This is a genomic window from Flavobacterium sp. SOK18b, assembly GCF_014156605.1.
Taxonomy (GTDB): domain Bacteria; phylum Bacteroidota; class Bacteroidia; order Flavobacteriales; family Flavobacteriaceae; genus Flavobacterium; species Flavobacterium tiangeerense.
The window spans coordinates 1-2,617 of the sequence record NZ_QKNZ01000123.1 but is presented as its reverse complement, the minus strand read 5'-3'; the positions used below and the strand labels follow the sequence as shown (position 1 = coordinate 2,617).

3 protein-coding genes are annotated in these 2,617 nt (G+C 27.4%); 2 read left to right on the top strand and 1 reads right to left on the bottom strand.

Going from position 1 to position 2,617, the window contains the following annotated elements; all coding sequences use genetic code 11:
* On the top strand, nucleotides 1–563 hold a 563-nt coding region (locus DNC80_RS14490), incomplete at its 5' end, for a hypothetical protein (protein WP_220485259.1).
* Between the two features lie 554 nt (nucleotides 564–1,117).
* On the top strand, nucleotides 1,118–2,149 hold the full coding sequence (locus DNC80_RS14485; protein ID WP_182651825.1) for a serine hydrolase: 1,032 nt from the start codon (nucleotides 1,118–1,120) through the stop codon (nucleotides 2,147–2,149).
* Nucleotides 2,150–2,359: 210 nt separating this feature from the next.
* Here DNC80_RS14485 and DNC80_RS14480 read toward each other — a convergent pair whose 3' ends face one another.
* Complete coding sequence (locus tag DNC80_RS14480) at nucleotides 2,360–2,497, bottom strand: hypothetical protein (RefSeq protein ID WP_182651824.1); 138 nt, start codon at nucleotides 2,495–2,497, stop codon at nucleotides 2,360–2,362.
* Nucleotides 2,498–2,617 lie beyond the last annotated feature (120 nt).

The following is a 2,617-nucleotide window of genomic DNA, read 5'->3' as shown; positions in this document are numbered from 1 at the left end:
TTTATGAATTAATAGGTGAAAATGAAAAAGCTTTGAAATGGATAAATAAATCGATAAAAATAAATCCTAAAGCACACAAAGAATCAGAATGGTTACATTCAAAAATACTTGAAGCTAAAATTAATGGTGAAAAATTTTATACTTCTGAATTTATTTTAGGTGTAACATTTGGAAATAAAAAAGCTCCAATCACAAAACTAAATGAAAGTGAAATAGACAAACTTTATAAATCAATTTATTTTCAACTAAATGAAAGATTGTCATTTATCAAACCAAAAGAAAAAATAGCTGCATTGCTTTTATTCGAAATCGGTAATTTATCCATTATTAGAAAAGAATTCAGAAAAGCGACGACTATTTTTGAAAAAGCCCAAGAATACGGATTAGAAAGTGATTTACTTGACGAAAGATTAAATTATGTAAAAGAACAATTGAAAACTAATAAGATAGCTGCCAAAAAGAAGACTGAAGAAATAGACTTAAAAAAAACAATAATTTTATCAGCTGGAATAGCATTGATTTTACTTCTAATAATGGTAATGGCAAGAAGAAAAAATAAATAAACTTTTCTGGTGCTTCTTTGCGTAAATCGCCTACTTGAGTAGAATGATAAATTGCAAATTACTTTGAAATAAAATTAATCTTGTAAGTAAATTAGAAATAAATGGAAGATTAATTGTTTGGTCAATCAATTGTAAAATTCTCCTTTGAAATTTCGGATTCAAATTTTAAAATTAGATGAGAATTAGTTTCTTTAATAATACCAATAGTAATTATTTTTGGATTAATTCCTTCAATAGTGATTTTGATAATTAATCTTTTAGTCAATGAAAATTTATATTCAATGTATTTTCTGCAAATAATAATGTTTTTGTTGAGTATTTGTACATTCTTTATAATTGGGTATTTAGGACAAAAAATGTTAGAAGAGAATTAATTATGGACAAAAGCTTTTTTACGAGATTACAGTTCTTGGCTAAATTTAAAGCTGTTTCGTATTTGGAATGATTTGCCTGTCGTTATCGCTCAATTTACAACTCCTTATAATGGGCTTGTTATAATTGTAAAACCGCCGCATTCACAGAATGTTGGGCATCATTTTAAAAATCAGAAATCAATGAAATTTAGTATTACAATTATATCTTTTATCCTTCTAATATCTTTTAAAACTATTGCACAGAATAAAAAAGATAATGATTTAACCGCAAAAATCGACTCTATTTTAGAGAGTAACAATTTTAATGGAGTGGTATTCATAACCGAAAATTCAAAGCAAATATTTTCTAAAGCTATGGGGTACTCAGATTTTGATAAAAAAAATATTTTAAAATTTAAGGATCAATTTGTAATAGGCTCTATTAGTAAACAAATAACAGCAGTTTTAGTATTGCGTGAATTTGAAAAAGGTAAAATTAAACTGGATGATAAAATCAATCAATACCTCACTCAGATTAATCAACCGTGGTCAAAAGAAGTTACAATTCATCAATTACTTACTCATACACATGGAATTGTAGCATTAGATGAACCTTTAGAATTCGTACAAGGTTCTCAATTTCATTATTCTCAAATAGGTTATGAATTACTTGCACAAATTCTTGAGAAAGTATCAAACAAGAAATTTGAACAATTATCAATGGATTTTTTTAAACAAAATGGTTTAAAAAATACTTTCCATCCTAATAATAAAAAATATAAAAATCTGGTAAAAGGGTATGAAGAGAATGAAGATAAACTATTAGAATATGCTTCAAATAGTTTGGATAATTATGTTCCAGCCGGTGCTTTTATTTCAAATGCAGCGGATTTAAATACATGGAATCAATTATTACATTCGGGGAAACTTGTCAAAACAGAAACTCTAAAATTGATGGAAACTAAATATGCCACCCGAATTCACCCAATTTTTGATAAAGTTGACTATGGATATGGTTTGCTTTTTCAAGATGGAGAGCAAAACATACAAATTGGTGCATTAGGGTACGCACCTGGTTTTGCTTCTGCCTGCTATTTTTATCCACAAACAAGAAGCAGTTTAATAGTTTTGGCAAATACAGCTAAAAATTTAGATAATTTTAAAATGACATTCAAAGTACATACCGAAATAATGGAATTAATGAAGAAACGAATGCCCAACAAACGTTTGTGACTGTCGTAGAATTTAGTGGAATTCTTTTTTTAATTCTTTTTTCGATTAGCTGAAAATTGATCTGTTGTAAAATAGATGCAATTTATGATTGCAGGAAAAAACAATAGGAACCAACACCAATTGTCAAATCAAATTTTTATCAAATTTCAAATTTTCTAAGTTAGTTCAAATTGAAAAAGACGATAAAACTATGCTTAAGTTTTTTTATTCTTACTCGAAAACACACACAAATACTACACCAAATAATACTCCCTCACCAATAAACCCAAAGTTGCCAGCTAACATTCCAATTATAACGTCTAACATAATTTCTATTGCAATTCCAGAAGATAGTTTATTCTTCGGCATATTATTAAGTGCTTTGCACCTTATTAATTCCCAAGCTTCATACTAGAATACTAATTTTTTTAGATGAAAAATCACCTTAAAAAAATGCCGCAAAATAGAAGTTTTGCGGCATTAAAAGAA

What these genes read in the sequence shown, in the direction of transcription:
- DNC80_RS14485 (WP_182651825.1), top strand. Translation starts at nt 1,118, where the DNA reads ATGAAATTTAGTATTACAATTATATCTTTTATCCTTCTAATATCTTTT.
- DNC80_RS14480 (WP_182651824.1), bottom strand. Translation starts at nt 2,497, where the DNA reads ATGCCGAAGAATAAACTATCTTCTGGAATTGCAATAGAAATTATGTTA.